Annotated in this window: 20 protein-coding genes, 2 tRNA genes and 1 pseudogene; 14 read left to right on the top strand and 9 right to left on the bottom strand. The window is 69.0% G+C overall.

Going from position 1 to position 21,547, the window contains the following annotated elements:
- Positions 1 to 182: 182 nt before the first annotated feature.
- Positions 183 to 2,702, top strand: coding sequence for a response regulator (locus tag ACYQ0U_RS09140; protein ID WP_459971859.1), 2,520 nt, complete (start codon positions 183 to 185; stop codon positions 2,700 to 2,702).
- Between the two features lie 336 nt (positions 2,703 to 3,038).
- Here ACYQ0U_RS09140 and ACYQ0U_RS09135 read toward each other — a convergent pair.
- Together ACYQ0U_RS09135 and ACYQ0U_RS09130 are read right to left on the bottom strand one after the other, a co-directional pair.
- Positions 3,039 to 3,115: transfer RNA gene (locus tag ACYQ0U_RS09135), tRNA-OTHER, on the bottom strand.
- A 305-nt stretch (positions 3,116 to 3,420) separates the two neighbouring features.
- Positions 3,421 to 4,700 (bottom strand): IS3 family transposase gene (locus ACYQ0U_RS09130; protein WP_459971857.1). Its coding sequence is split into 2 segments (ribosomal slippage): positions 3,421 to 4,427 and positions 4,427 to 4,700, totalling 1,281 coding nucleotides; the frame shifts between segments, so codons are not numbered across the junction.
- 481 nt (positions 4,701 to 5,181) lie between these two features.
- On the opposite strand from ACYQ0U_RS09130, the pseudogene ACYQ0U_RS09125 reads away from it, so the two are divergent.
- Positions 5,182 to 6,504 (top strand): annotated as a pseudogene (locus tag ACYQ0U_RS09125) (ISL3 family transposase).
- A gap of 7 nt (positions 6,505 to 6,511) precedes the next feature.
- Here ACYQ0U_RS09125 and ACYQ0U_RS09120 read toward each other — a convergent pair.
- The gene (locus ACYQ0U_RS09120) at positions 6,512 to 7,246 is read right to left on the bottom strand and encodes a plasmid pRiA4b ORF-3 family protein (protein WP_459971855.1); all 735 of its coding nucleotides are present in this window, start codon (positions 7,244 to 7,246) and stop codon (positions 6,512 to 6,514) included.
- 104 nt (positions 7,247 to 7,350) lie between these two features.
- On the opposite strand from ACYQ0U_RS09120, the gene ACYQ0U_RS09115 reads away from it, so the two are divergent.
- The gene (locus tag ACYQ0U_RS09115) at positions 7,351 to 7,887 is read left to right on the top strand and encodes a hypothetical protein (RefSeq protein WP_459971853.1); all 537 of its coding nucleotides are present in this window, start codon (positions 7,351 to 7,353) and stop codon (positions 7,885 to 7,887) included.
- Positions 7,888 to 8,050: 163 nt separating this feature from the next.
- Here ACYQ0U_RS09115 and ACYQ0U_RS09110 read toward each other — a convergent pair whose 3' ends face one another.
- Entirely contained in the window at positions 8,051 to 8,500 is a 450-nt protein-coding gene (locus ACYQ0U_RS09110) for a helix-turn-helix domain-containing protein (RefSeq protein WP_459971851.1), read from the bottom strand.
- A gap of 114 nt (positions 8,501 to 8,614) precedes the next feature.
- On the opposite strand from ACYQ0U_RS09110, the gene ACYQ0U_RS09105 reads away from it, so the two are divergent.
- From ACYQ0U_RS09105 to ACYQ0U_RS09080, 6 genes are all read left to right on the top strand, one after another.
- Positions 8,615 to 9,031 (top strand): single-stranded DNA-binding protein, encoded by a 417-nt coding sequence (locus tag ACYQ0U_RS09105; protein WP_459971849.1) that lies wholly within the window; start codon positions 8,615 to 8,617, stop codon positions 9,029 to 9,031.
- A 14-nt stretch (positions 9,032 to 9,045) separates the two neighbouring features.
- Positions 9,046 to 9,540: a hypothetical protein gene (locus ACYQ0U_RS09100; protein WP_459971873.1), complete on the top strand. Its 495-nt coding sequence runs from the start codon at positions 9,046 to 9,048 to the stop codon at positions 9,538 to 9,540.
- A 117-nt stretch (positions 9,541 to 9,657) separates the two neighbouring features.
- Positions 9,658 to 9,969, top strand: a complete 312-nt coding sequence (locus tag ACYQ0U_RS09095; protein ID WP_459971847.1) for a hypothetical protein — start codon at positions 9,658 to 9,660, stop codon at positions 9,967 to 9,969.
- Positions 9,969 to 11,279, top strand: a complete 1,311-nt coding sequence (locus tag ACYQ0U_RS09090; RefSeq protein ID WP_459971845.1) for a hypothetical protein — start codon at positions 9,969 to 9,971, stop codon at positions 11,277 to 11,279. Before ACYQ0U_RS09095 ends, ACYQ0U_RS09090 begins: the two co-directional genes overlap by 1 nt.
- 29 nt (positions 11,280 to 11,308) lie before the next feature.
- Positions 11,309 to 11,587: a helix-turn-helix transcriptional regulator gene (locus tag ACYQ0U_RS09085; RefSeq protein WP_459971843.1), complete on the top strand. Its 279-nt coding sequence runs from the start codon at positions 11,309 to 11,311 to the stop codon at positions 11,585 to 11,587.
- A 162-nt stretch (positions 11,588 to 11,749) separates the two neighbouring features.
- A complete protein-coding gene (locus ACYQ0U_RS09080) occupies positions 11,750 to 13,129 on the top strand; it encodes a tyrosine-type recombinase/integrase (RefSeq protein WP_459971840.1) in 1,380 nt (459 codons plus the stop codon).
- 158 nt (positions 13,130 to 13,287) lie between these two features.
- On the opposite strand, the gene ACYQ0U_RS09075 is transcribed toward ACYQ0U_RS09080, so the two are convergent.
- Positions 13,288 to 13,369: transfer RNA gene (locus tag ACYQ0U_RS09075), tRNA-Tyr, on the bottom strand.
- Positions 13,370 to 13,465: 96 nt separating this feature from the next.
- On the opposite strand from ACYQ0U_RS09075, the gene ACYQ0U_RS09070 reads away from it, so the two are divergent.
- Positions 13,466 to 13,957 carry a YajQ family cyclic di-GMP-binding protein gene (locus ACYQ0U_RS09070; protein WP_459971838.1) on the top strand — a complete coding sequence of 164 codons (492 nt, stop codon included), beginning with the start codon at positions 13,466 to 13,468 and terminating at the stop codon, positions 13,955 to 13,957.
- Positions 13,958 to 14,037: 80 nt separating this feature from the next.
- Positions 14,038 to 14,370: a hypothetical protein gene (locus ACYQ0U_RS09065; protein WP_459971836.1), complete on the top strand. Its 333-nt coding sequence runs from the start codon at positions 14,038 to 14,040 to the stop codon at positions 14,368 to 14,370.
- Between the two features lie 125 nt (positions 14,371 to 14,495).
- Here the strand turns inward: ACYQ0U_RS09065 and ACYQ0U_RS09060 are convergent, their stop codons facing one another.
- From ACYQ0U_RS09060 to ACYQ0U_RS09045, 4 genes are read right to left on the bottom strand one after another with little or no spacing between them, the layout of a single operon-like run.
- A complete protein-coding gene (locus ACYQ0U_RS09060; RefSeq protein ID WP_459971834.1) occupies positions 14,496 to 15,476 on the bottom strand; it encodes a sulfate/molybdate ABC transporter ATP-binding protein in 981 nt (326 codons plus the stop codon).
- Positions 15,477 to 15,493: 17 nt separating this feature from the next.
- On the bottom strand, positions 15,494 to 16,294 hold the full coding sequence (locus ACYQ0U_RS09055) for a sulfate ABC transporter permease subunit (protein ID WP_459971832.1): 801 nt from the start codon (positions 16,292 to 16,294) through the stop codon (positions 15,494 to 15,496).
- Position 16,295: 1 nt separating this feature from the next.
- On the bottom strand, positions 16,296 to 17,177 hold the full coding sequence (gene cysT / locus ACYQ0U_RS09050; RefSeq protein ID WP_459971830.1) for a sulfate ABC transporter permease subunit CysT: 882 nt from the start codon (positions 17,175 to 17,177) through the stop codon (positions 16,296 to 16,298).
- Positions 17,177 to 18,094, bottom strand: a complete 918-nt coding sequence (locus ACYQ0U_RS09045; RefSeq protein WP_459971828.1) for a sulfate ABC transporter substrate-binding protein — start codon at positions 18,092 to 18,094, stop codon at positions 17,177 to 17,179. The genes cysT and ACYQ0U_RS09045 overlap by 1 nt, the downstream gene beginning before the upstream one ends.
- Between ACYQ0U_RS09045 and ACYQ0U_RS09040 the strand changes: the two genes are divergently transcribed.
- From ACYQ0U_RS09040 to ACYQ0U_RS09030, 3 genes are all read left to right on the top strand, one after another.
- Complete coding sequence (locus ACYQ0U_RS09040) at positions 18,093 to 18,278, top strand: hypothetical protein (protein ID WP_459971826.1); 186 nt, start codon at positions 18,093 to 18,095, stop codon at positions 18,276 to 18,278. The two genes, ACYQ0U_RS09045 and ACYQ0U_RS09040, sit on opposite strands and share 2 nt — an antisense overlap.
- Before the next feature lie 225 nt (positions 18,279 to 18,503).
- Positions 18,504 to 20,441: a 2-oxoacid:acceptor oxidoreductase subunit alpha gene (locus tag ACYQ0U_RS09035; protein ID WP_459971824.1), complete on the top strand. Its 1,938-nt coding sequence runs from the start codon at positions 18,504 to 18,506 to the stop codon at positions 20,439 to 20,441.
- Positions 20,438 to 21,544, top strand: a complete 1,107-nt coding sequence (locus ACYQ0U_RS09030) for a 2-oxoacid:ferredoxin oxidoreductase subunit beta (protein WP_459971821.1) — start codon at positions 20,438 to 20,440, stop codon at positions 21,542 to 21,544. The genes ACYQ0U_RS09035 and ACYQ0U_RS09030 overlap by 4 nt, the downstream gene beginning before the upstream one ends.
- Positions 21,545 to 21,547 lie beyond the last annotated feature (3 nt).

The raw sequence follows: 21,547 nt of genomic DNA, 5'->3' as shown, positions 1-21,547 counted from the left end.
AATTTTCGCTAGTCTCTCGGTGGCGCGCTGCCAGGACCGACGAGCCCGGTTGGGCCTGGCCGCGGTAGGACCTGGTTGGCACAGCAGAACGCGCCAGCCCTCGCGGCTCCGGGGAAGGGGAAGCTCGTGCGTTGGGTGCGAGGACTTGCCCTGCGACTGTATCCGCAGTTCGAGGAGGCCAGGTGCAGCTGACCCGACCGTCCCGATCGTTCGTGCTGCTCACGATGCTGATGGCCGTTCTCGTGGCGGCGCGCGTGCTGGTACCCGGCGTCGTGGGCGACATCGCGTACTTGCTCGGGATCTGGATCGCGCCGGTCGTCGCCTGGCTCGGCACGGCCCGGGCCGGCCCCGGGGAGCGACTGGTTCCCGCCTCCCTTGCGGCCGCGCTGACCGCGGCCTCGATCGGGCACCTGCTCTGGCAGGTCTACGCCTGGACCGGACGCGATCCGGAGGTGTCGCTGGCCGACCTCGCCTTCGTGGCCGGCTATCTCGGTCTCGGCGTGGCGCTCACGCTGGTCACCCTGGTGGGTCGCGGACGGGCGGCCCGAGCCGACGTGGACGCCCTCATCGACGCGCTAACCGTGGTCGTGGTGACCGTGACGGTGTTCTGGGGCATCTCGATCCACGGCATCGTGGAGGACTCGCCGGTCGCACCGCTCACCCGGGTTGTGCTCGCGTTCTACCCCCTGGCCGACGCCGTGCTGCTGGTGCTGGCGCTGCGCGCCCGCTCGGCTCGACTCACGCGCGAGCCCCTGGGCGCGAGCTTCACCGTCGGCGTCGGCTGCTGGCTTGTCTCCGACTTCGGCTACATGCTGGTCACGGTGTCGGGCGGATGGTTCGCGTTCCTCGACGCCGGCTGGATGGTCGGCGGCGTGCTGATGGCGACCTCGATCTGGCGGGGCGAGACCTCGCCGGTGCCCGAAGGTGCGACCGGGGCGGCGGCCCCCTCGTCGCTCCGGAAGCTCGGGATCGCGATCCTGCCGCTGTTCGTCCCTCCGGCGTTCATCATCGTCAATGCCCTGTCCGGCCACCACGTGCACCCGGTCCACAGCGCAGTCGAGATGACGCTCCTCGCGGCGTTCGCGTTCGTCCGCACGGCCCGCCTGCTGAGGTCGGAGAGCCGCGCCCGTACGGAGCTCGCCGAGGCACGTGACCTCGCTCTGGCGGGCTCCCAGGCCAAGTCGGCGTTCCTGGCCACGATGAGCCACGAGGTCCGCACTCCGATGAACGGCGTCCTCGGCCTGACCGGGCTGCTGCTGACGACGGAGCTGGACGAGCGGCAGCGGCAGTACGCCCAGGGTCTGCGCAGCGCCGGCGACAACCTGCTCACGGTGATCAACGACGTCCTCGACTTCTCGAAGGTCGAGGCCGGACGCCTCGAGCTGGAGACCATCGACTTCGACCTCGTCCGGGTCGTCGAGGAGGTGGCCGAGCTGGTCGCCGAGTCCGCACAGGAGAAGGGACTGGAGCTGCTGGCGTACTGCTCCCCCGAGCTGCCGGCCGGGTTGCGGGGTGACCCGCACCGGCTGCGACAGGTGTTGCTCAATCTCGCGGGCAACGCCGTGAAGTTCACCGCGTCGGGCGAGGTCGTGGTGCGCGCCGAGCTCGAGGAACAGACGTTCGCCGGCGTTGTCGTGCGGTTCGAGGTGGCCGACACCGGCATCGGGATCGCCACAGAGGACCGACCGCGGTTGTTCGAGGCGTTCTCCCAGGTCGACTCCTCCACCACCCGAAGGTACGGCGGCACGGGACTCGGGCTGGCCATCTGCCGCGAGCTCGTCACGGCCATGGGCGGCACCATCGGTGTCGACAGCCGCCCCGACCACGGCAGCACGTTCTGGTTCACCCTCCCGCTCGAGCCCGCCGCCGACCCGGCCATCGGACCGCCGCGGTCGACCGAGCTGCTGAGCGGCCTGCGCGCGCTCGTCGTCGACGACAACCGGACCAACCGGATGATCCTGCACGACCAGCTCTCCGCCTGGGGCATCTCGGTCGAGGCGGTCGACAGCGGCGCCCGCGCCCTGTCACTGCTCGACGAGGCCACGCGCGCGAGCCGTCCGTTCGACCTCGCGGTGCTGGACCTCCGCATGCCCTCGATGGACGGGCTCGAGCTCGCCCGGCGCGTCTCGGCGGCTCCGGACCTGGCTTCGACCGGGCTAGTGCTGCTCACCTCCGGCCCCGACGTCAGCCAGGCGGAAGCCCGTGCCGCCGGGATCGCCGCCAGCCTGACCAAGCCCGTGCAGCTCTCGCGGCTGCGCGGAACCCTGGAGGACCTGGCCGGCAGCACCCGGGTCAGTCCGGGGACGCCCGCCGAGCCGGCCGGCACCCATCGCGGACGGGTCCTGGTGGTCGAGGACGACGAGATCAACCAGTTGGTCGCCACCGGGGTCCTCGAGCACCTCGGATACACCGTCGACTGCGTCGGCGACGGCATCGAGGCGCTGGACGCGCTCGAACGGGCGTCGTACGTCGCGGTGCTCATGGATGTCCAGATGCCACGCCTTGACGGCTACCAGGCCACCGCCGAGATCCGCCGCCGCGAAGCCGGCGGACCCCGGACACCCATCATCGCGATGACCGCCGGCGCCATCGCGGGGGACCGCGAGAGATGCCTCGCCGCCGGCATGGACGACTACGTCTCGAAGCCGATCAGCAAAGAGGTCGTCGCCGCCGTCATCAACCGTTGGGTGCCTGCCCGGTGAGCGTCCACGCCCGCGGCGCAGGTACACCCCCACGACGACACGCGCCGCCGCCTTGGGCTCCCCTCCTGCGGCAACCCGGTCCCGGCGCCTTGATGGCGGCGCGCACTTCCGCGTCCTAGAAGGCGAGGCCGGTGGCGTCGCGCAGCGCCGTCGATCGCCTCGGTCACGCCGAGGCCGGGTTGTCCCCGGACGACGGCCACCCCGGCCGGCTCGAGCTGGCCCCCCAGTCGCTGCGCGCGACGGGCAAGGATGCCCGAAGGCGACGGAATCTTCTGCGAAAGCACGAGACCCCCACCGATTGGTGGGGGGTCCGGCGCCTCAACAAGGCTTGTTGAGTGGCAGGTGAAGGATTCGAACCTTCGAAGGCAAAGCCGACGGATTTACAGTCCGCATGGCCCAGCGACCTGACCTGCGCAGACACAGCGTCGCACCGAACTTCCGCACGTATTCGACACAGGCACTCACCCACAGCCGACCACAACCGGCACCTTCCGGACGCCTCAACCCGGCATCTCTCACCGCTGGTTCGGCCGAAAACCCGAATCCAGAGATGTGGAGCATCCCGCCCAGTTAGCCGCGACCGCACCTCCAGCGCCGATCTCTGAAGATCGCTGCTCGGTAGAGGTATCGTCCCGCACAACAGCGCTTGGGCCGAAGCGCGAAAATTCTGCATGGGGGACGAGTGGCACCCTGAAGCGCCCCAGGTCTTCTGCCGCTCCTATACGGGTTGCGGCTCTCGGTTGAGGGCCGCGTAGTGGGCTTGCTCGAACTCGACCGGGGTCATCATCCCAAGCGAGCTGTGCAGGCGTCGATTGTTGTACCAGTCGACCCAGCCGGCGGTGGCGTACTCGACGTCGCCGATGGTTCGGTAGGGCCTGGCATGGAAGACCGTGGTGCGGATGCACTCGGTCTTGAACAGGCCGATCACGCACTCCATCAGCGCGTTGTCGTACGCATCGGCCACCGTCCCGATCGAAGGTCTGATGCCCTCATCGGCGAGATGCTCGGTGAAGGTGATCGAGGTGTATTGCGACCCCGCGTCGGCGTGACCGATGAGCTCGCCCCGGACCACGGGGCGGCCTTCACGGGCGCGTTGCCATAGCGCCATCCGCAGCGGCGCGTCGACCAGCTCGACGGCCTTGGTGGGCGCGACGTTCCAGGCGACGATCTTCTGGGCGAAGACATCGAGGATGAACGCGACGTAGACGAACCCGGCCCAGGTGCGGACGTAGGTGAAGTCCATGACCCACGTCCGGTTCGGGGCTTCGGCGGTGAAGTCGCGATCCAGCAGGTCGCCGGCCCGGTTGCCGTCTTTGGCCGGGATCGTGGTCCGGATCCCCTTCGAGCGTCGGATCCCTTGCAGGCCCAGCGATCTCATCGCCCGGTCCACGCTGCCCGGGGAGGCGAATGGCGTCGTGCGGCGCACGAGCGCGGTCATCTTCCGACGCCCGTAAAGGCCCTCGGGGGTCATCCGTCGCACGCCCTCAGGGTCGACCTTCCAGACTAGGTCCCGGACCTGGTTGACCACGACGGCGTCGCGCATGGTTCGAGGGGCGACGACCTGGTTGGCTCGTGCCCACTCGCGATAGGTCCGCGCGGCGATCTGGCAGCCCTGCTCGCGCAGGACCCGGCAGATCGACTCGACCGCGCGGCCCTCGGCCCGCAGCTCGTCGATGAACGCGACGATCAGCGATTGCGGGGGTCGAGTTCCCCCGCGAAGAAAATCGAGGCCCGACGCAGGACCTCGTTGTCTTCCTCGAGCCGGCGCACCTTGGCTTTCAACTCCCGGATCTCAGCCAGTTCCTCACTCGTCGCGCCCTGGCGCTGTCCGCCGTCGATCTGGGCCTGGACCACCCAGCGCCGCACGGTCTCCTTGCCGAGCCCCTCGCGGCGAGCGACAACCTCGGCAGCCGCGGTCAACGAGGAGTACTCAGGCAAGTGCTCCAGCACCTGCCGCACGCACCGCTCCTTGACCGCGGGATCGATCTTCTTCGGCATGACATGCATCCTTCCAACTCAAAAGGATGCGGCATCAAACCTGGGGCGCTTCACATCTCCGATGCCATCTACCGACAACTCGTCGCCGACGCCCTACGTGACGAAAGCGCGGACCCGGGAGGGCACTGCGGGGCGTCACTCACATCCAGCGCGGCCGACTCTCACCCGCACATCGACACTTCGGATCAGCCACTCCCGGACCCGCACCAACGACGCTACGCCGCCCCACCCCGCCCCAGGAAGAGTCACGACACTTCACCGCTTCAGAGCCCCGGTTGACAACAGAGGGGAGCCGCAAAGCAGCTACGTCTCAGCGTCGCTTCAACCGCGCGATCGATCATGCGAGACCCCGGAAAACCGGCTCTTCACAGTTGAGGGTGTAGCGCACGTCGCTGCAGTTGCTGGCGCGTCGGTGGCTGGATAGGGGTCGAGGTCTCCCGACGATGGAGGTTCCTACGCCGTCCATCCGAAAGACCTCGACGTGCACGACGCTACCCCGACCGTGGGCTTCGCCTGCCCCGACCTGACCACGTTCTGCCGACTCGACGAGCTCGGTCTTGAAGCCACCGGGCAGCGCGTCGAACCCGACCGCGCGGTGATCGCCTGCCGGGTCGTCGAGCCGGATCAGTGGTGTCGTCGTTGCGGCTGCCAAGGAGGCCCCCGCGACACCGTGGTGCGGCGGTTGGCGCACGAACCGCTCGGCTGGCGCCCGACGATGCTGGAGGTCGTCGTGCGTCGCTACCGCTGCACCGGCTGCGGGCATGTGTGGCGCTAAGACACCACGGCCGCGGCAGAGCCGCGGGCGAAGCTGTCGCGCCGCGGGCTGCGTTGGGCGCTGGAGGCGATCGTGGTCCAGCACCTGACCGTCGCCCGCGTCGCTGAAGGCCTCGGGGTCGCCTGGAACACCGCCAACGACGCGGTCCTGGCCGAAGGCAAGCGGGTCCTGATCGATGACACCAACAGGTTCGACGGCGTCACCGCGATCGGCGTCGACGAGCACGTCTGGAGACACACTCGGCGCGGCGACAAGTACGTCACCGTGATCATCGACCTCACCGGGATCCGCGACGGCACCGGACCAGCGCGACTGCTGGACATGGTCGAGGGCCGCTCGAAGCAGGCTTTCAAGACCTGGCTCCACGAACGTCCCGACGCGTGGCGCAACGCCGTCGAGGTCGTCGCGATGGACGGGTTCACCGGCTTCAAGACCGCCGCCGCCGAGGAACTCCCCGAGTCCGTCGCGGTCATGGACCCCTTCCACGTCGTCCGCCTTGCCGGGCAGGCACTCGACGAGTGCCGCCGCCGGGTCCAGTTGGCGATCCACGGCCACCGCGGCCACAAGGGCGACCCGCTCTACTCCGCACGCCGCACCCTGCACACCGGCACAGACCTCCTCACCGACAAGCAAGCCGCCCGCCTGAGAGCGCTGTTCGCCGACGAGGCCCACGTCGAGGTCGAAGCCACCTGGGGCATCTACCAGCGCATGATCACCGCCTACCGCGAAGAGGACCGCCGTCGTGGCCGCGAGCTGATGGTCAAGCTCATCGACTCCCTCAGCGCCGGTGTCCCGAAGGTCCTTACCGAGCTCGTCACGCTGGGCCGAACGCTCAAGAAGCGCGCCGCCGACGTGCTGGCCTACTTCGGCCGGCCCGGCACATCCAACGGCCCGACCGAGGCGATCAACGGACGGCTCGAGCACCTGCGCGGCTCCGCGCTCGGGTTCCGCAACCTGACCAACTACATCGCCCGATCGCTGCTCGAGACCGGCGGCTTCAGACCCCAGCTCCTTCACCCTCAGCAGTGAAGAGCCCTCAACCCACAGTCAGAGCGGCCAGGGCGTCGTTGGTCTCCTCCACCGAGAAACGGTCCGGCTGCCAGTCCTGGGGCAGCCAGTCCCGCATCTCCTCAGCACCGAGCCCCATGGGCGTCGCCCGCGGGTCGTATCCGCCACGAACCCAATCGGCGAGCTCCTCGTAGCCGCCCAGGCCGCCGCAGTCCTCCGGCGGGCAGGCCATCTTGCCCTTCAGGCAGACCGGAGCCGGTGGCGGATCGTCGAGAACTTCTTCGACCACCAGCACGTGCTCCCATCCGTCGCCGAAGTCGTAGTCATAGAAGAGCCGGTCGCCCTTGGCAGACACCACCTGGTCGAGCCGGACGTCGTCTTCGGCGACGCCTTCGTCGCCTTCGCTGAGATCGAATCCAGTGACGAAGTAGGCACGAGTACGCCGGTCCACGCCGACACCGAACTTGTGCAGATGGCCGTCCTCCCAGCCCATCGCGACCTGCAGCACGTCATGCAACTCGTCGAGCATGAGGTCGCCGGGCAGGTCGAGACGACGCCAGATCGGCGGCTTGGCGTACATCAGGTCGACCCGCACCCGGAAGCCCCGCGTCCGCTCCGGCACCTCCCGCACCTCCGGCGTCGGCTCATCGAACATCCCCGCGAACATATCGCGGCCGGCATTCGCCATCAGCGTCTGGAGCAACGCCAGGTCCGCACCGGCCCTGGACACGCCGCTCTTCCTCTTCCGCTTCTTCTTCGGCACGCCCCCAGCCAACCAGACCGCTCGACCGCTGCTCGAGACCAGCGGGTTCATTCAGACCCCAGCTCCCTACACCCTCAACTGTGAAGAGCCCTACACCCTCAACTGTGAAGAGCCCCATTACCGGGTTCGCACGCGACGAGCCGACCCGCGAGTTTAAACTGGCCGTCGCCGTTGCTCTTACCACCGTTGTGCCATTGATTCTGGTCGCAGCATTTGCCTTCTGGCTTAGTGAAGTCGCCCGCATGTTGCGTGCTGCGCGATATCTACGTGAGCGCGAAGACTCGCTTGTTCGCGCAACTCTAGGCACTGGCGTGGAGGTGTCCGCCGACCCCGACCATGTTGCTCACATGTTCGACACCTATCCGCTTGTGTGGGAGAACCTTCTCCTTGTTCGAGGGTGGAAGGGTCAAGCTGATCTTGGCCCGTTCGCCGTCACTGCCATTTACGTCAGCCTCACGGCTCTTTCGGTGTCGGCGGGCGGCTACGTCGTGAGCAGTATCGAATCCTTTTCTCAAACCCTCGCGCGTTGCTTCTACGTGACCGGAGCGGCGCTTATTGCATTCGCGGTTGGCCTCGCAGCCTGGGGTTTGATCAGTGGGGTCCGGGAGCGCAGACGACTGCCCGCAGCTCGTTATCGGTAGGCACATAGCGGGCATGACATTCCCGCACGGCCGCCCAAAGCGAACCGCAACCTGTGGCTCGCGGTCTACGCGGACGGGATATCGAATCCCCCAAGTGCTCCATCTAACCGCACGACGCACTCCGACCGGTGACGTAATAGCGCGTCATACCGCCGCGGATGGATCACGCTGACACCTTGTCGCGCCGGCTGGCCAACGCTCGGGCGGCGGCGTACGCCTCGATGTGGCTCCGGCGGTACCACCACTTCCGCTTGCCGCTATCGCGCGCGGCGGGCAGCCGACCCTGGCGTGTCAGACGTCCGAGATACTGCGTGCTGACACCCACCACCAAGCCGGCGGTGATGGAATCGAGCCAGACGTCGCCATCGTCGGGCGGACCGCCCCGATGCGGCGACTGAGTCGCCTTCTGCTGCTTACCGTGTTGTTCGCGCTTCCACCCTCCCGGCGAAGGCCTCGACCGACGCGCGGTTAAGGGACGGGACCTTGCGGTCAGCCGTGTGTCGGCGAGCAATGTCACCCGACGCTGGCGTCGAGCGATGGTCCGCAGGCTGCAGCCGACGATCGCTGCAGCTTCCGCGTGCGTGATCCACTGGGGCTCCGGCTCTCCGGCCATGCCTGGGTGATTCCCGGCGGCGCACCTCGCGGAACTCCGCGATGCGGTGTCTCGGCGAGCACACCTGACAGTGAGAGCGGCTTCGCCGAGGGCCGCGCGAGTCTAGGAGCGCACATGTCCATCCCCACTCAGATGAGCCTCGTTGGCTTCCTCGCCACTGATCCGGACCTGCACTTCACGAGCGCTGGCGCGGAGTACGTTCGTCTCCGGGTTGGGGTCGAGCAGTGGCGTAAGGAGGTCGACGGGAGCTTCACGAGACTCGATCCGACCTTCCACGACATGGCCGCGTTCGAGAGCACCGCGCGGGAGCTGTTCGCGCGGTTCCGCAAGGGCGACTCGTTCGTGGCCAGCGGCTATGTCCACGAGTACGAGGTCGAGCGCGATGGCGGGAGCGTGATCAAGGAGGAGTTCGTGGCTCGCAAGATCGGGCACAACGTCAACAAGACCGCGTACGAGGTTCAGCGGCGACGGCTCGCGCCCACGGCATCTCCTGCGGCTCCGCAGCCGCCCGATCCGGCCATCGGGTTCTGAGACCGGTGCTGGTGATGTCGGTCATGGTGGAGCGCGACGTTCCGCCTGGTCCGATCAACTGGAATCTCCTCGAGGCCGATCAGGCTGACGCGGAGTGGCGGGACCTGGATCGGTTCGTGCTGTGGCTCAAGACCGCGTTCGGGCTCTCTCCCGCTGTCGTGCCGCCGTACTGGCACCGTCACGATGAGTTGATCTGGGAGCTCTCGGCTCTCCACCTGCACTTCCTTGCGTGCTTCGACGAGGTCGCCTCGCCGTCGGCCCCGATCGCGTGGATGCGCGACTTTGCGGACGCGCGGCATCGACTGCGGGAGTGGGTGTCCATCTGCGGGACCAGGCTCGACCGGGACCGCCCGACCCGGCAGAGCACGTGGCCCGGCGAACGCACCGAGATGCCGAGCGGGGAAGTTGAGATCGGGGATCGGGCGGTCGACTTTGAGGAGTTCGTGCGCGCCGACGTGCTCCGGCGCCGACGTACCCAGGCGATCGCCGATCAGCAGCTTCTCGGCTGAGCCAGGGACGGGCTTCAACGCGTCGATCGATGCGGTCTGTCCACCGGACGAGTCCGGGACGTGACGCATCTGGACTGACCCGGCCGCACCATGCAGCCAAGTCCTTGGGAGGTCACCATGCAGCGGGGACACGCACGCGCTCTGGCCCTGGCTCGTACCTATGTGGTCGCGCTCGCGGACCAGACCGACGACCTGGACGTGGCCTCGGCCTACGAGCACGTCCTCATCGAGCTCGACCGCCTCCACGGCGACCAGAGCCCCGACATCGTCCCCGACGCGCTCACCAGCGACAGGAGTCTCTGGTTCGAGTTCGCCCTCGTGGCAATCGCGAGCCTGACGAGGCACGGCGTCGATCCGCTCAGCGTCGAGCTCCTCTGTTGGAGGCTCCTCGATGCGCACACCGCAGAATCCGGGCAGGGACGCGGCTGATGTACGCCGAGACCGGTGCCGCGATGCGCGCCGCCTTGGCCGAGCTGCTGCGGCAGCACCGCGTGCAGCAAGGGCTCGGCGGATCGCCGGCGCAGCGAGCCGAGGCGGGTTACCAGATCCGCCGGTACCGCCACCTCGTCTTGGCTTGGTGCAGCCAGGCCCTGGACTCGGTCAGGCCTCTGACCTTCTCCAACCAGCCGCCTGCGCGGGCCAACCCGTTCCGCGACGCTGCCATCGGCCAGAGCGCCTCGCCGGCCGGGGAGCTGGCCCGCTCGGTCGACCTCGCTCTCGCCGAGGACACGGCACCGGCGGCGTCGCTCGAGCAGCTCACCAGTCCCACCGGACCTCCGCAGGTCGATCTGTGGCGTCAGGTCGCGCGGGCCGCCGCCCTGGCCGAACACGACACGGCACCTGCCATCGCATCGACCATGACCGCGCCGCAGGCCCAGGCCGTCGTGGCGGACGTCGCCGCGATCGTCCAGGCGCTGGTCGTGCTCGACCAGCGCCACCGCAACACCCCCGAGTGGCAGTACCTGGCAAAGAGCGGTCGTCTCGGCTGGGCGGCGCTCGCCGCGGCGATGGACGTGAGCCTCGGCCAGGCGGACTACACCGTGGACCGGCTCGGTTGGCGCCCTCGAGTCAAGCCGATCTCAGGTCCACCGAGGCCGGGCATCCTTGGAGTGCTCCAGGCCGAGCACAACGTCGTGGTCAAGCTCGGGTCATCGCTGCCCAGCGTGGTCAACCTGCGGTACGTGATCGACTCTCAACGCCTCCTGTCGCATCACCTTGTGCCCCACGCGGCAAGGATCGACGGCCGGCTCGCCGACCGCTGGAAGGCTCGCAGCGACACCTATGCCGAGTTGCAGCGGCAGTTCCGCGGTATCAGCGGCCTCCTCGGGGCCGGCGGCGGGGCCGCGGCCGCGGAGGGCGCCTACGCCGTCGCCAGACTCAGGGGTCTGCCAGTAGACACCGTCGTCGAGCCCAGGGTGGCGGGCGGCTTCCAGCTGCTCTTCGATCGTCTGGATCGGTGCATCGCCGACATCGTCGAGGAAGGTATCGCCCAGGGCGCGTTCGCCCAGCGCGTCCCGGCCCCCCGACCGGCCGAGGAAGGCGAGATCGCCGCCACGGCTCGGGACAAGCTGATCCCAGTCGGCCCCAGCCGTCATCGCGACCTAATCGGGACCGCGCGCAGCCTCCTGCCCCGCGAGCACCAGTCGCCAGCCACGCCGGGGTCTGGCCGCGCTGATCTCCACGCGGCACTCGTCCACCGGGCCGCCACCCGCGATCCGGGTCCTGCTCCGCGGTTCTAAGAGATCGCCACCGTTCGATCGGTCTCGGCATGACGATGTCGACCAGGCCGGCAATGGCGGCGTCTATACACCTCGAGGACATGGACGTTCGAACAAACGCGAACAACGGGCCACAGCAGACACCGGCCGAGCACCTGCTGACCGTGCCAGAGATCTACGCGCGCCTCGGCATCTCACGCTCGACCTTCTATGACTGGCGCCAAGCGCACAAGGCGCCCCCCTGTCTGGTGCTCCCGAACGCGCAGATCCGGGTCCGCGAGGCCGACTTCGCCCGCTGGGTCAACGACCACATGGAGACAGCGCTCTGAGCACCGTCGGACAACCCGTTCTCCCCCCGTGGCGCTCCAGCGCGAATCCGTCTCCACAGAACCGGTCCTGCGGGTGGTGGCGGCCCGACGTGCGGCCTAGGACGAACGGTGACAAGCGCCTTCCGGTGGCCCCCGGACCTCAGTTCGAGACGAGACAGGACCATGAAGACCAGTCTTGATGTACGGATCTACGCGGTGCTCCCCTACCGGGGAGCTCGCGGGACCACCTATGCGGTCAGATGGCGAGTAGAGGGCCAACGGTTCCGGCGAACCTTCGCAACGCGGAAGCTGGCCGACGCGTTCCGCGCCAAGCTCAACGTCGCCGGCCAGGCCGGCGAGAGCTTCGTGGTGGACAACGGCCTGCCCCTCTCCATGCAGGAGCCGAGACGAGAGCGCACCTGGATAGAGCACGCGATCGCGTACGTCGACGCCAAGTGGCCTCACGCCTCGCCTCGCCACCGGCGCGGGATCGCCGAGGCCCTGACCGATTTCACCTTGGCGACGCTTCCCGAAGCAGCCGGACGACCATCTTCGGCCCGGGTGCGTCGCGTGCTGTTCCGCTGGGCGTTCAACGCCTCCGCCCGCGAGGATCCGCTCGAGGCAGATGATGCGACGGCGATCGCCTGGGTGCAGCGGCACTCACCGCCACTGTCTGCCTTCAGCACCTCCGCCACGCTGCGTCAGGCCCTGGACCGGATCGCCCTACGCCAGGACGGCCAACCGGCCGCGGCATCCACGGTCGCCCGAAAGCGCGCCACCTTGCACAACGTGCTCGAGTACGCCGTCGAGCTCGAGATCTTCCCCAGCAACCCCCTGCACCGGGTGCGCTGGCGGGCGCCGCGCACCACCGAGGTCGTCGACCGGCGAGTCGTGGTCAACCCTGTCCAAGCACGCGCACTGCTCGCCGCCGTCGAGTCTGCCTATCCCACGCTGACTGCGTACTTCGCTTGCCTGTACTACGCGGGCCTTCGACCGGCCGAGGCACTGGAGCTGCGACGCGATGACCTCCAGCTCCCCGAGACCGGGTGGGGACAGGTCCTGCTGTCTCGGACCCATCAACGTGCGGGCGCCGCCTGGACCGACGCGTCGACCACCGGCGAGGTCCGGGGGCTCAAGCACCGGGGGCGGGAGGCCACTCGGCCGGTCCCGGCCCATCCCGACCTGGTCGCCGCCCTGAGGCGCCATCTCGAGCATTTCCCCACCGGAGCCCAGGGTCACCTCTTCGCCGCTCGCACCGGACGTGCGGGCAAGCCGCTCTCGCCGCCCTACGACGCGCTGGTTAGCGCGAAGACCATCTACCGGGTGTGGGCCGCAGCGCGTCGCTCGGCGCTGACCGCACAGCAGGCCGACTCCGTGCTCGCCCGGCGACCCTACGACCTGCGCCATGCCTGCCTCTCGACCTGGCTCAATGCCGGGGTGCCTCCGGCCCGCGTGGCCGCGTGGGCGGGGCACGGCGTCGACGTGCTGCTCAGGATCTACGCCAACTGCGTCGAGGGTGACGACAAGATCGCGCTCAGCCGGATCGACGATGCGCTCCAGTAGGCGAAGTGGCCGGCCGGCTGGGCCGGCGCTGGTCAAACTTCGACACGTATTCGACACAGGAAGCCGCAATCGGCCGTCACCGGCCGCTGCCAGCCGGACAACGCCGAAAGGGCCCCTGGCCAACGTTTCCGCTGGTCAGGGGCCCTTTTGACCCACTGTGGCAGGTGAAGGATTCGAACCTTCGAAGGCAAAGCCGACGGATTTACAGTCCGCTCCCATTGGCCGCTCGGGCAACCTGCCGGGGGTGTCGCGCCGCGGCCGTTTGGCCCGGCGACAACAAGGCGAAAGAATAGCGCAGCCCGCGCGGCACACGAAAACCAGACCGGAGGAGTGAAGATGGCCGACTCGTCGTTCGACATCGTCAGCAAGATCGATCGCCAGGAGGTCGACAACGCGCTCGGCCAGGCGGCCCGTGAGGTGGCGACCCGCTTCGACTTCAAGGGCACCGGTGCGACGATCGAGTGGAAGGGCGAGCAGGCGATCGAGATCTCGGCCTCGGCCGACGACCGCGTGAACGCCGTCCTCGACGTCTTCAAGGACAAGCTGGTCAAGCGCCAGCAGAGCCTGAAGATCCTCGACGCCTCCGAGCCGCGCCAGTCGGGCCAGCAGAGCAAGATCGGGATCACGCTCAAGGAGGGCATCTCCTCCGAGGACGCGAAGAAGATCACCAAGCTGATCCGGGACGAGGGCCCCAAGGGCGTCAAGGCCCAGATCCAGGGCGACGAGCTGCGAATCTCCTCGAAGAAGCGGGACGACCTCCAGGCCGTCCAGGCCCTGGTCAAGGCGCAGGACTACGACTTCGCGGTGCAGTTCACCAACTACCGCTGATCCGCAGCGTTTCCGCAGGTCAGCGCCGACCTAGACGGCGACCCGCGCCACAGCGGGTACAACGGGCGTACCATCAGCGGATGGCCGACGAGCGAGGCCGTGAAGTGGCGGCCAGGGCAGAGCAGGCGGGGTTCCGTGCCGCCCAGCTGCGTCAGCGCGTCGAGGAGCTCCGACGCGGAGACGCGAGCACGTCGCTCGACGTGACGAGTGCGCTGGAGGCCACGGCGGAGGCGCAGGTGCGTGCCAACCAAGCGAGAGAGCAGGCGGGACAGGCGCACCGCCGGGCGGCCGACGCACACCGGGCTGCGGCTCGGCTCGCCGACGAAGCGGGACACATCATCAGCGCGGGCGAGCATCGGCGCGCGGCTGCGGCAGATGACACCGCGGCGGAGCTCGACGAGGACGGCACCTAGCCGGCTCCCCCGCCCGGGGCGGACGACCCGGCGCCCTCTGACAGCGCCCTCCCCCGGCAGTGGCTGGAGGAGGCGGACCAGCGGGACGCGTTCGTCCGCTCGGTCCGCCTCCTTCCGCGCTGATCTCAGGTGGCGGTGGCCGCCATCGCCGGCACGGTGGTGGCGCCGGACGCCGGGGTGACCCACACGCGGACGCCCTCCGCGATACCGAGCTCGCGCGCGTGCGTCCGGGTCAGGATCACGCTCACCTCCTCGCCGTCGTCGGTGAGGACGGTGACCCGCACCTCGAAGCCGACCCGCAGCACCCGCGACACCACGCCCTCCGACGCGCCCGCGAGCTGCGGGCCGAGGGAGATGTGGACGTCGTGCGGCCGCAGCAGTACGCCGCCGAGGCGGGTCGTCTCACCGAGGAAGCCCATGACGAAGTCGTTGGCGGGCTGGTCGTAGAGCTCGTCGGGCGTGCCGATCTGCTCCACCCGGCCGTCGTTGATCACCACGATCTCGTCGGCGACCTCCATGGCCTCCTCCTGGTCGTGCGTGACGAAGACCGTGGTCACGTGGACCTCGTCGTGCAGCCGGCGCAGCCAGTCGCGCAGCTCCTTGCGGACCTTCGCGTCGAGCGCGCCGAACGGCTCGTCGAGCAGCAGCACGGTCGGCTCGACGGCGAGGGCTCGGGCGAGCGCCATCCGCTGCCGCTGGCCGCCCGAGAGCTGGGCCGGCAGCCGGTGCGAGAACTGCGAGAGGTGGACGAGCTTGAGCAGCTCGTCGACCCGCCGGGCGATCTCGGCCTTGGGCTTCCTGCGGATCTCCATGCCGAACGCGACGTTCTTGGCGACCGTCATGTGCTTGAAGACGGCGTAGTGCTGGAACACGAAGCCCACGTTCCGCTTCTGCGGTGGCAGCCTGGTGGCGTCCGTGCCCTCGATACTGACGGTTCCGCTGTCGGCGGTCTCGAGGCCGGCGATGACCCGGAGGAGGGTGGACTTGCCGCCGCCCGAGGGGCCGAGCAGCGCGGTCAGCTGCCCGGTCGGGATGGTGAGGCTGACGTCGTCGAGGGCGACGAAGTCGCCGTAGGTCTTGCGTACTCCGGTGATGTCGATGCTCATGTCTGATTCCTTCTCCCTCAGTGCTCGTCCTTGGGCCGGAGCGCGGCGACCACGACCAGGCAGGCGATGCAGACCATCACCAGCAGGAACGCGATCGCGTAGGCCGAGCCCTGAGCGAAGTTCTGGTACTTCTCCTCGACCATCAGCGTGGCCGTCTGGGTCTTGCCGCTGACGTTGTTCGACACGACCTTCACCGCCCCGAACTCACCGATGGACCGGGCGAGGCTGAGCACCACGCCGTACACCAGCGCCCACTTGATGCTGGGCAGCGTGATCCGCCAGAACGTCTGGGGCGCGTTGGCGCCGAGGCTGCGGGCCGCCTGCTCCTGCTCGTCCCCGATCTCGGTGAGCGTTGGGACGACCTCACGGATGACCAGGGGCAGCGCCACGAAACAGGTGGCCATGATCAGGCCCGGCGTCGCGAAGATGACCTGGACCCCACCCTCCTCCAGGCCCTGGCCGAACCAGCCGTCGCGGCCGTTGTAGACCAGCACGAGGGCCAGTCCGACCACGACCGGAGAGACCGACAGCGGGACATCGACCATCGCCGACAGGGCCCGCTTGCCCGGGAACTCGTAGCGGACGAGCAGGACCGAGATCGTCACCCCGAAGACCAGGTTGATGAGCACGGCGATGCCGGCCACCTGGGCGGTGAGCGTGAGCGCCGAGATCACGTCCTCGTCGGAGAGGGCGTCCCGCAGGTTGCCCAGGCCGCCCTCGAAGGTACGACGGAACAGCATGCCGACCGGCCAGGCCACGAGGAAGAACACGTAGCCGACGGCGAGCAGGCGCAGCGTCCAGCGGACGGGGGCGGACACCTCAACCACGGCGCGACACCCGCCTCTGGACGATGTCGAGCACCACGATCACGACGAGCGCGACCGCGAGCATGACCGACGCGATGGCCGCCGCGGAGGCGTAGCTGCCGTTCTCGATGAACGTCAGCACGCGCACCGAGACGACCTCGGTCTCGTTGGGCCGGTTGCCGCTCAGCAGCACCAGCGAGCCGTACTCCGAGATTGCCCGGGCGAAGCTGAGCGCCGCACCCGCGGTGATCGCCGGCACCAGGCTCGGCAGGATGATGCGGCGGAAGATGGTCCCGCGCTTCGCGCCGAGGGAGGCCGCGGCCTCCTCGACGTCCGCGTCGAGCTCCTCCAGCACGGGCTGGACCGCCCGCACGATGAACGGCAGCGTAACGAAGGCGAGCGCCAGCGTCACGGACTTCGTGGTGAAGGCCCAGTGCACGCCGATGGGGCTGTTCGGTCCGTAGAGCGCGAGCAGCACGAGCCCGGCGACCACGGTCGGCAGCGCGAACGGGATGTCGATGATGACGTGGAGGATCGACTTCCCCGGGAACCGGTCGCGGACCAGGACCCAGGCGATGACCGTGCCCATCACGATGTTGATCAGCGTGACGAACGCCGCCTGGGTGACGGTCAGCTTGAGGGCGTTCCAGGTCTGCGGGTCGCGTAGGACGCTGACGTAGTTGTCCCAGCCGCCGGCCGCCGCCGTGGCGACGATCGCCGACAGCGGGACGAGCACGAGCAGGCTGAACCACAGCATCGCGATGCCGAGGCTCAGCCCGGCGGCGGGGGTGAGCGTGTTGCGTGGGGTCGTACGGCGGGCGCGGCCGGGCCGGCCCCCGGATTCCGGAGCCGGCCTGGCTGCGTCGATCGTCGCCCCGGAGAGGGCGGCGGTCATTACTCCTCGCCCTCCTTGCCGAGGTCCTGCTGGAGCTCGGTGATGATGCCGAGGGGGTTGCCCTCCTGGCCGTCGCCGAAGAACTTGTCGGCGGCCTCGCCCCAGCCGTTGAAGTTGTCGTCCAGCGTGTAGAGCGTGTCCGGGGTCGGGAACGGGTCGCTCGGGTCGTTCGCGCCCTCGACCTCGGGAATCTCGACGCCGTCGACGACCGGGCGGAAGCCCGACGCGGCGTAGTCGGCTTGGGCCTCCGGGCTGGTCATGAACTCGAGGAACGCCTGGGCGGCGTCGCCGGCGTCCTTGGTGACCGCAGCCGGGTTCTCGATGAGCAGGGTGTCCGGCGGCACGATGTAGTCGACGTCCGCGCCGCTCTGCTTGGCCAGGATCGCCTCGTTCTCGTAGGAGAGGAGGACGTCGCCGCTGCCGTCGGTGAAGGCGGTGGTCGCCTCACGACCCGAGGCGGGCAGCGCGATGGTGTTGTTCAGCAGCTTGGTCAGGAAGGCCCGGCCGGCCGCTTCGTCGTCGGTGCCGCCGGTGGCGTGCGCCCAGGCCGCGAGAATGTTCCATCGGGCCGACCCCGACGAGCCGGGGTTGGGCGTGATGATCTCGACGCCCGGCTGCACCAGGTCGTCCCACGTCTGGATGTCGTCCGGGTTGCCGGCGCGCACGACGAAGACCACGACCGACGAGGTCGCGATGCCGTTGGTCGCGTTGTCCTTCCAGTCCTCGGCGACGAGGCCCTCGCCCACGAGGCGGGTCACGTCGGTCTCGAGTGAGTAGTGCACGACGTCGGCCGGCGAGCCGGCCACGACGGCCCGGCTCTGGTCGCCCGAGGCGCTGTACGACGGCTCGAAGCTGACGCCGTCGCCGGCGTCGGTGCCCTCGAAGTCCTCGAAGACGGGCTCGTTGGCCGCCTCCATGACCGAGAACGCACTGAGGTGGATCGTCTCGCCGCTGTCCGAACCGCTGGAGCTCGAGCATCCGGTCAAGGCCAGCACCCCGGCAGCCGCAGCCGCCGCAACCTTGATCGCAGTCACCATGTTCAACCCTTTCCCCAACCCGCCGGAGCAGGTGTTTCTGATGAATGCCGATCAGACTACGTGACTTAACCTGCTTACTGCGATATTGGAGACAAAATTCTCCCAGGGTGTCAGGCCTCACACGTCCATAGGCGGAGACGGCTCCGGTCCCCGCGCGCGCCGGACTATCGTGGAGCGAGGTGACAGAGGGCCCGCTCGCCGGCGAACTGGAACAGGTTCTAGTTATGACTAGACTGCGAGTACGATCGGCCCGTCACAGCCAGTGACACGACGAGGGAGTGGGCGCGCAGTGTCCAAGCAGGTCAAGCAGCTCGACCGGGTGATCATCCGGTTCGCGGGCGACTCCGGTGACGGCATGCAGCTGACCGGTGACCGGTTCACCCAGGAGTCGGCGGTCTTCGGCAACGACCTGGTGACGCTGCCGAACTTCCCGGCCGAGATCCGTGCACCCCAGGGCACCCTGCCGGGCGTCTCGTCCTTCCAGGTGCACTTCGCCGACCACGACATCCTCACCGCGGGCGACGCCCCGGACGTGCTGGTCGCGATGAACCCGGCCGCGCTCAAGGCCAACCTCGGCGACCTGCCCAAGGGCGCCACGATCATCGTCGACACCCACGACTTCACGCCCCGCAACCTGACCAAGGCCGGGTACGACGCCAACCCGCTGGACTCGCTCGGCGACGCCAACCCGGGCTCCTCGGGGCTCGGCGAGTTCAACGTGCAGCCGGTCGACCTCACCGGCATGACCGTGGAGGCGGTCAAGGAGTTCGGCCTGTCCCGCAAGGACGCGGCCCGCGCGAAGAACATGTTCGCGCTCGGCCTGCTCTCGTGGATGTACGGCCGCCCGACCGAGCCGACCACCGCCTTCCTCTCCAAGCGGTTCGCGCGGGTCGAGGCCATCCGCGACGCCAACATCACGGCGTTCAAGGCCGGCTGGAACTTCGGCGAGACCACCGAGACGTTCGTCGTCCAGTACGAGATCAAGCCGGCCCCGATGGCACCGGGCACCTACCGCAACATCACCGGCAACCTGGCGCTGGCCTACGGCCTGATCGCCGGCGGCGTGCAGTCCGGGCTCCCGGTGTTCCTGGGGTCCTACCCGATCACCCCGGCCTCCGACATCCTCCACGAGCTGAGCAAGCACAAGTCGTTCGGCGTGACGACGCTCCAGGCCGAGGACGAGATCGCCGGCGTGGGTGCCGCGATCGGCGCGTCGTTCGCCGGGCACCTCGGCGTCACCACGACCTCCGGTCCCGGTATCGCGCTGAAGTCCGAGGCGATCGGGCTCGCGGTGATGACCGAGCTCCCGCTGGTCGTGGTCGACGTCCAGCGCGGTGGCCCCTCGACCGGCCTGCCGACCAAGACCGAGCAGGCCGACCTGCTCCAGGCGATGTTCGGCCGCAACGGCGAGGCGCCGGTCCCGATCATCGCGCCGCAGTCGCCCGGCGACTGCTTCGACGCGGCGCTGGAGGCCGCCCGGATCGCGGTCACCTACCGCACCCCGGTGATGCTGCTCTCCGACGGCTACCTCGCCAACGGCTCGGAGCCGTGGCGGATCCCGGAGATCGCCGACCTGCCGGTCATCGACCCGAAGTTCGCGACCGCAGAGGACCTCACCGAGGACGCCCAGGGCAAGACGGCGTTCCAGCCGTACGCCCGCGACCCCGAGACCCTGGCCCGCCCCTGGGCGCCGCCGGGCGTCGCCGGGCTCGAGCACCGCATCGGCGGCCTGGAGAAGGCCGACATCACCGGCAACATCTCCTACGACCCGGCCAACCACGACTTCATGGTGCGCACGCGCCAGGCGAAGGTGGACCGGATCGCCGAGTCCCTGCCGCCGCTGGTCGTCGACGACCCGTCCGGCCAGGCCAGGGTCCTCGTGATCGGCTGGGGCTCGACCTACGGCCCCATCGGCGCCGGCGTACGCCGCGTCCGCAAGGCCGGCCACCACGTCGCGCAGGTCCACCTGCGCCACCTCAACCCCTTCCCCAAGGACCTCGGGGAGATCCTCAAGCGCTACGACAAGGTGCTCGTGCCCGAGATGAACCTCGGCCAGCTCTCGCTGCTGCTGCGCGGCAAGTACCTCGTCGACGCGGTCGGCTACAACCAGGTCCGCGGCCTGCCGCTGAAGGCCGCCGAGCTCGCCGAGGTCATCGGCGGCCTGGTCGCCGACGCCGAGGGCATCGAGGTCGACCTGACCACCACGACCGAGGAGGTCAACTCGTGAGCACCGATCTCGGGCTGCCGGGCCTTCGTTCCGGTGTCGAGCTCGTCCCGACGCTGGACGAGGGCGCCCCGCCGCAGACCGGCAAGGACTTCACCAGCGACCAGGAGGTCCGCTGGTGCCCCGGGTGCGGCGACTACGCCGTGCTCAAGGCCGTCCAGGGCTTCCTGCCCGACCTCGGGCTGCGCCGCGAGAACATCGTGTTCGTCTCCGGCATCGGCTGCTCGTCGCGGTTCCCGTACTACCTCGACACCTACGGCATGCACTCGATCCACGGCCGCGCGCCGTCGATCGCGACCGGCATCGCCACGGCCCGCGAGGACCTCTCGGTGTGGGTCGTCACCGGTGACGGCGACGCGCTCTCGATCGGTGGCAACCACCTGATCCACGCCCTGCGTCGCAACGTGAACATGACGATCCTGCTGTTCAACAACCGGATCTACGGTCTCACCAAGGGCCAGTACTCCCCCACCTCCGAGGTCGGCAAGGTCACCAAGTCCACTCCGATGGGCTCGGTCGACCAGCCGTTCAACCCGGTCTCGCTCGCGCTGGGCGCCGAGGGCTCGTTCGTCGCCCGCACCATCGACTCCGACCGCAAGCACCTCACCTCGGTGCTGTCCGCGGCGGCCGCGCACCGCGGCACGTCGTTCGTCGAGATCTACCAGAACTGCCCGATCTTCAACGACGGTGCGTTCGACGCCATCAAGAGCAACGACACCAAGGCGGACGCGATCATCCCGCTGGTCCACGGCGAGCCGATCCGCTTCGGCGCCCCCGACGGCTCCGGCGCGGGGAGCAAGGGCCTGATCCGCGACACCGAGACCGGCGGCGTGAAGGTCGTCCAGGTGTCCGACGTCGGCGCGGACGCCATCCTCGTGCACGACGCGCACAACCCGGACCCGACCACGGCGTTCGCCATCTCGCGGCTCACCGCGGCCGACTACCTGCACCAGGCGCCGATCGGCATCTTCCGGCAGGTCGAGCGGCCGTCGTACGACGACCAGGCCCGGGCCCAGGTCAGCTCCGCCCGCGACGCGGCCCCCGGCGAGGCGGCCGACAAGCTCGCGGCGCTCATCGGCGGTGGCGACACCTGGACGGTCGTCTGACCC

The organism is Nocardioides pyridinolyticus (assembly GCF_054653575.1).
Note: the sequence above shows the minus strand (reverse complement) of the source record. Positions and strands in the feature narration are given on the sequence as shown.

What these genes read in the sequence shown, in the direction of transcription:
- ACYQ0U_RS09045 (WP_459971828.1), bottom strand. Translation starts at nt 18,094, where the DNA reads ATGGAGGCGGCCAACGAGCCCGTCTTCGAGGACTTCGAGGGCACCGAC.
- ACYQ0U_RS09090 (WP_459971845.1), top strand. Translation starts at nt 9,969, where the DNA reads ATGTACGCCGAGACCGGTGCCGCGATGCGCGCCGCCTTGGCCGAGCTG.
- ACYQ0U_RS09105 (WP_459971849.1), top strand. Translation starts at nt 8,615, where the DNA reads ATGTCCATCCCCACTCAGATGAGCCTCGTTGGCTTCCTCGCCACTGAT.
- cysT (WP_459971830.1), bottom strand. Translation starts at nt 17,177, where the DNA reads ATGACCGCCGCCCTCTCCGGGGCGACGATCGACGCAGCCAGGCCGGCT.
- ACYQ0U_RS09080 (WP_459971840.1), top strand. Translation starts at nt 11,750, where the DNA reads ATGAAGACCAGTCTTGATGTACGGATCTACGCGGTGCTCCCCTACCGG.
- ACYQ0U_RS09040 (WP_459971826.1), top strand. Translation starts at nt 18,093, where the DNA reads ATGACCGAGAACGCACTGAGGTGGATCGTCTCGCCGCTGTCCGAACCG.
- ACYQ0U_RS09100 (WP_459971873.1), top strand. Translation starts at nt 9,046, where the DNA reads ATGTCGGTCATGGTGGAGCGCGACGTTCCGCCTGGTCCGATCAACTGG.
- ACYQ0U_RS09060 (WP_459971834.1), bottom strand. Translation starts at nt 15,476, where the DNA reads ATGAGCATCGACATCACCGGAGTACGCAAGACCTACGGCGACTTCGTC.
- ACYQ0U_RS09065 (WP_459971836.1), top strand. Translation starts at nt 14,038, where the DNA reads ATGGCCGACGAGCGAGGCCGTGAAGTGGCGGCCAGGGCAGAGCAGGCG.
- ACYQ0U_RS09070 (WP_459971838.1), top strand. Translation starts at nt 13,466, where the DNA reads ATGGCCGACTCGTCGTTCGACATCGTCAGCAAGATCGATCGCCAGGAG.
- ACYQ0U_RS09095 (WP_459971847.1), top strand. Translation starts at nt 9,658, where the DNA reads ATGCAGCGGGGACACGCACGCGCTCTGGCCCTGGCTCGTACCTATGTG.
- ACYQ0U_RS09085 (WP_459971843.1), top strand. Translation starts at nt 11,309, where the DNA reads ATGACGATGTCGACCAGGCCGGCAATGGCGGCGTCTATACACCTCGAG.
- ACYQ0U_RS09110 (WP_459971851.1), bottom strand. Translation starts at nt 8,500, where the DNA reads ATGGCCGGAGAGCCGGAGCCCCAGTGGATCACGCACGCGGAAGCTGCA.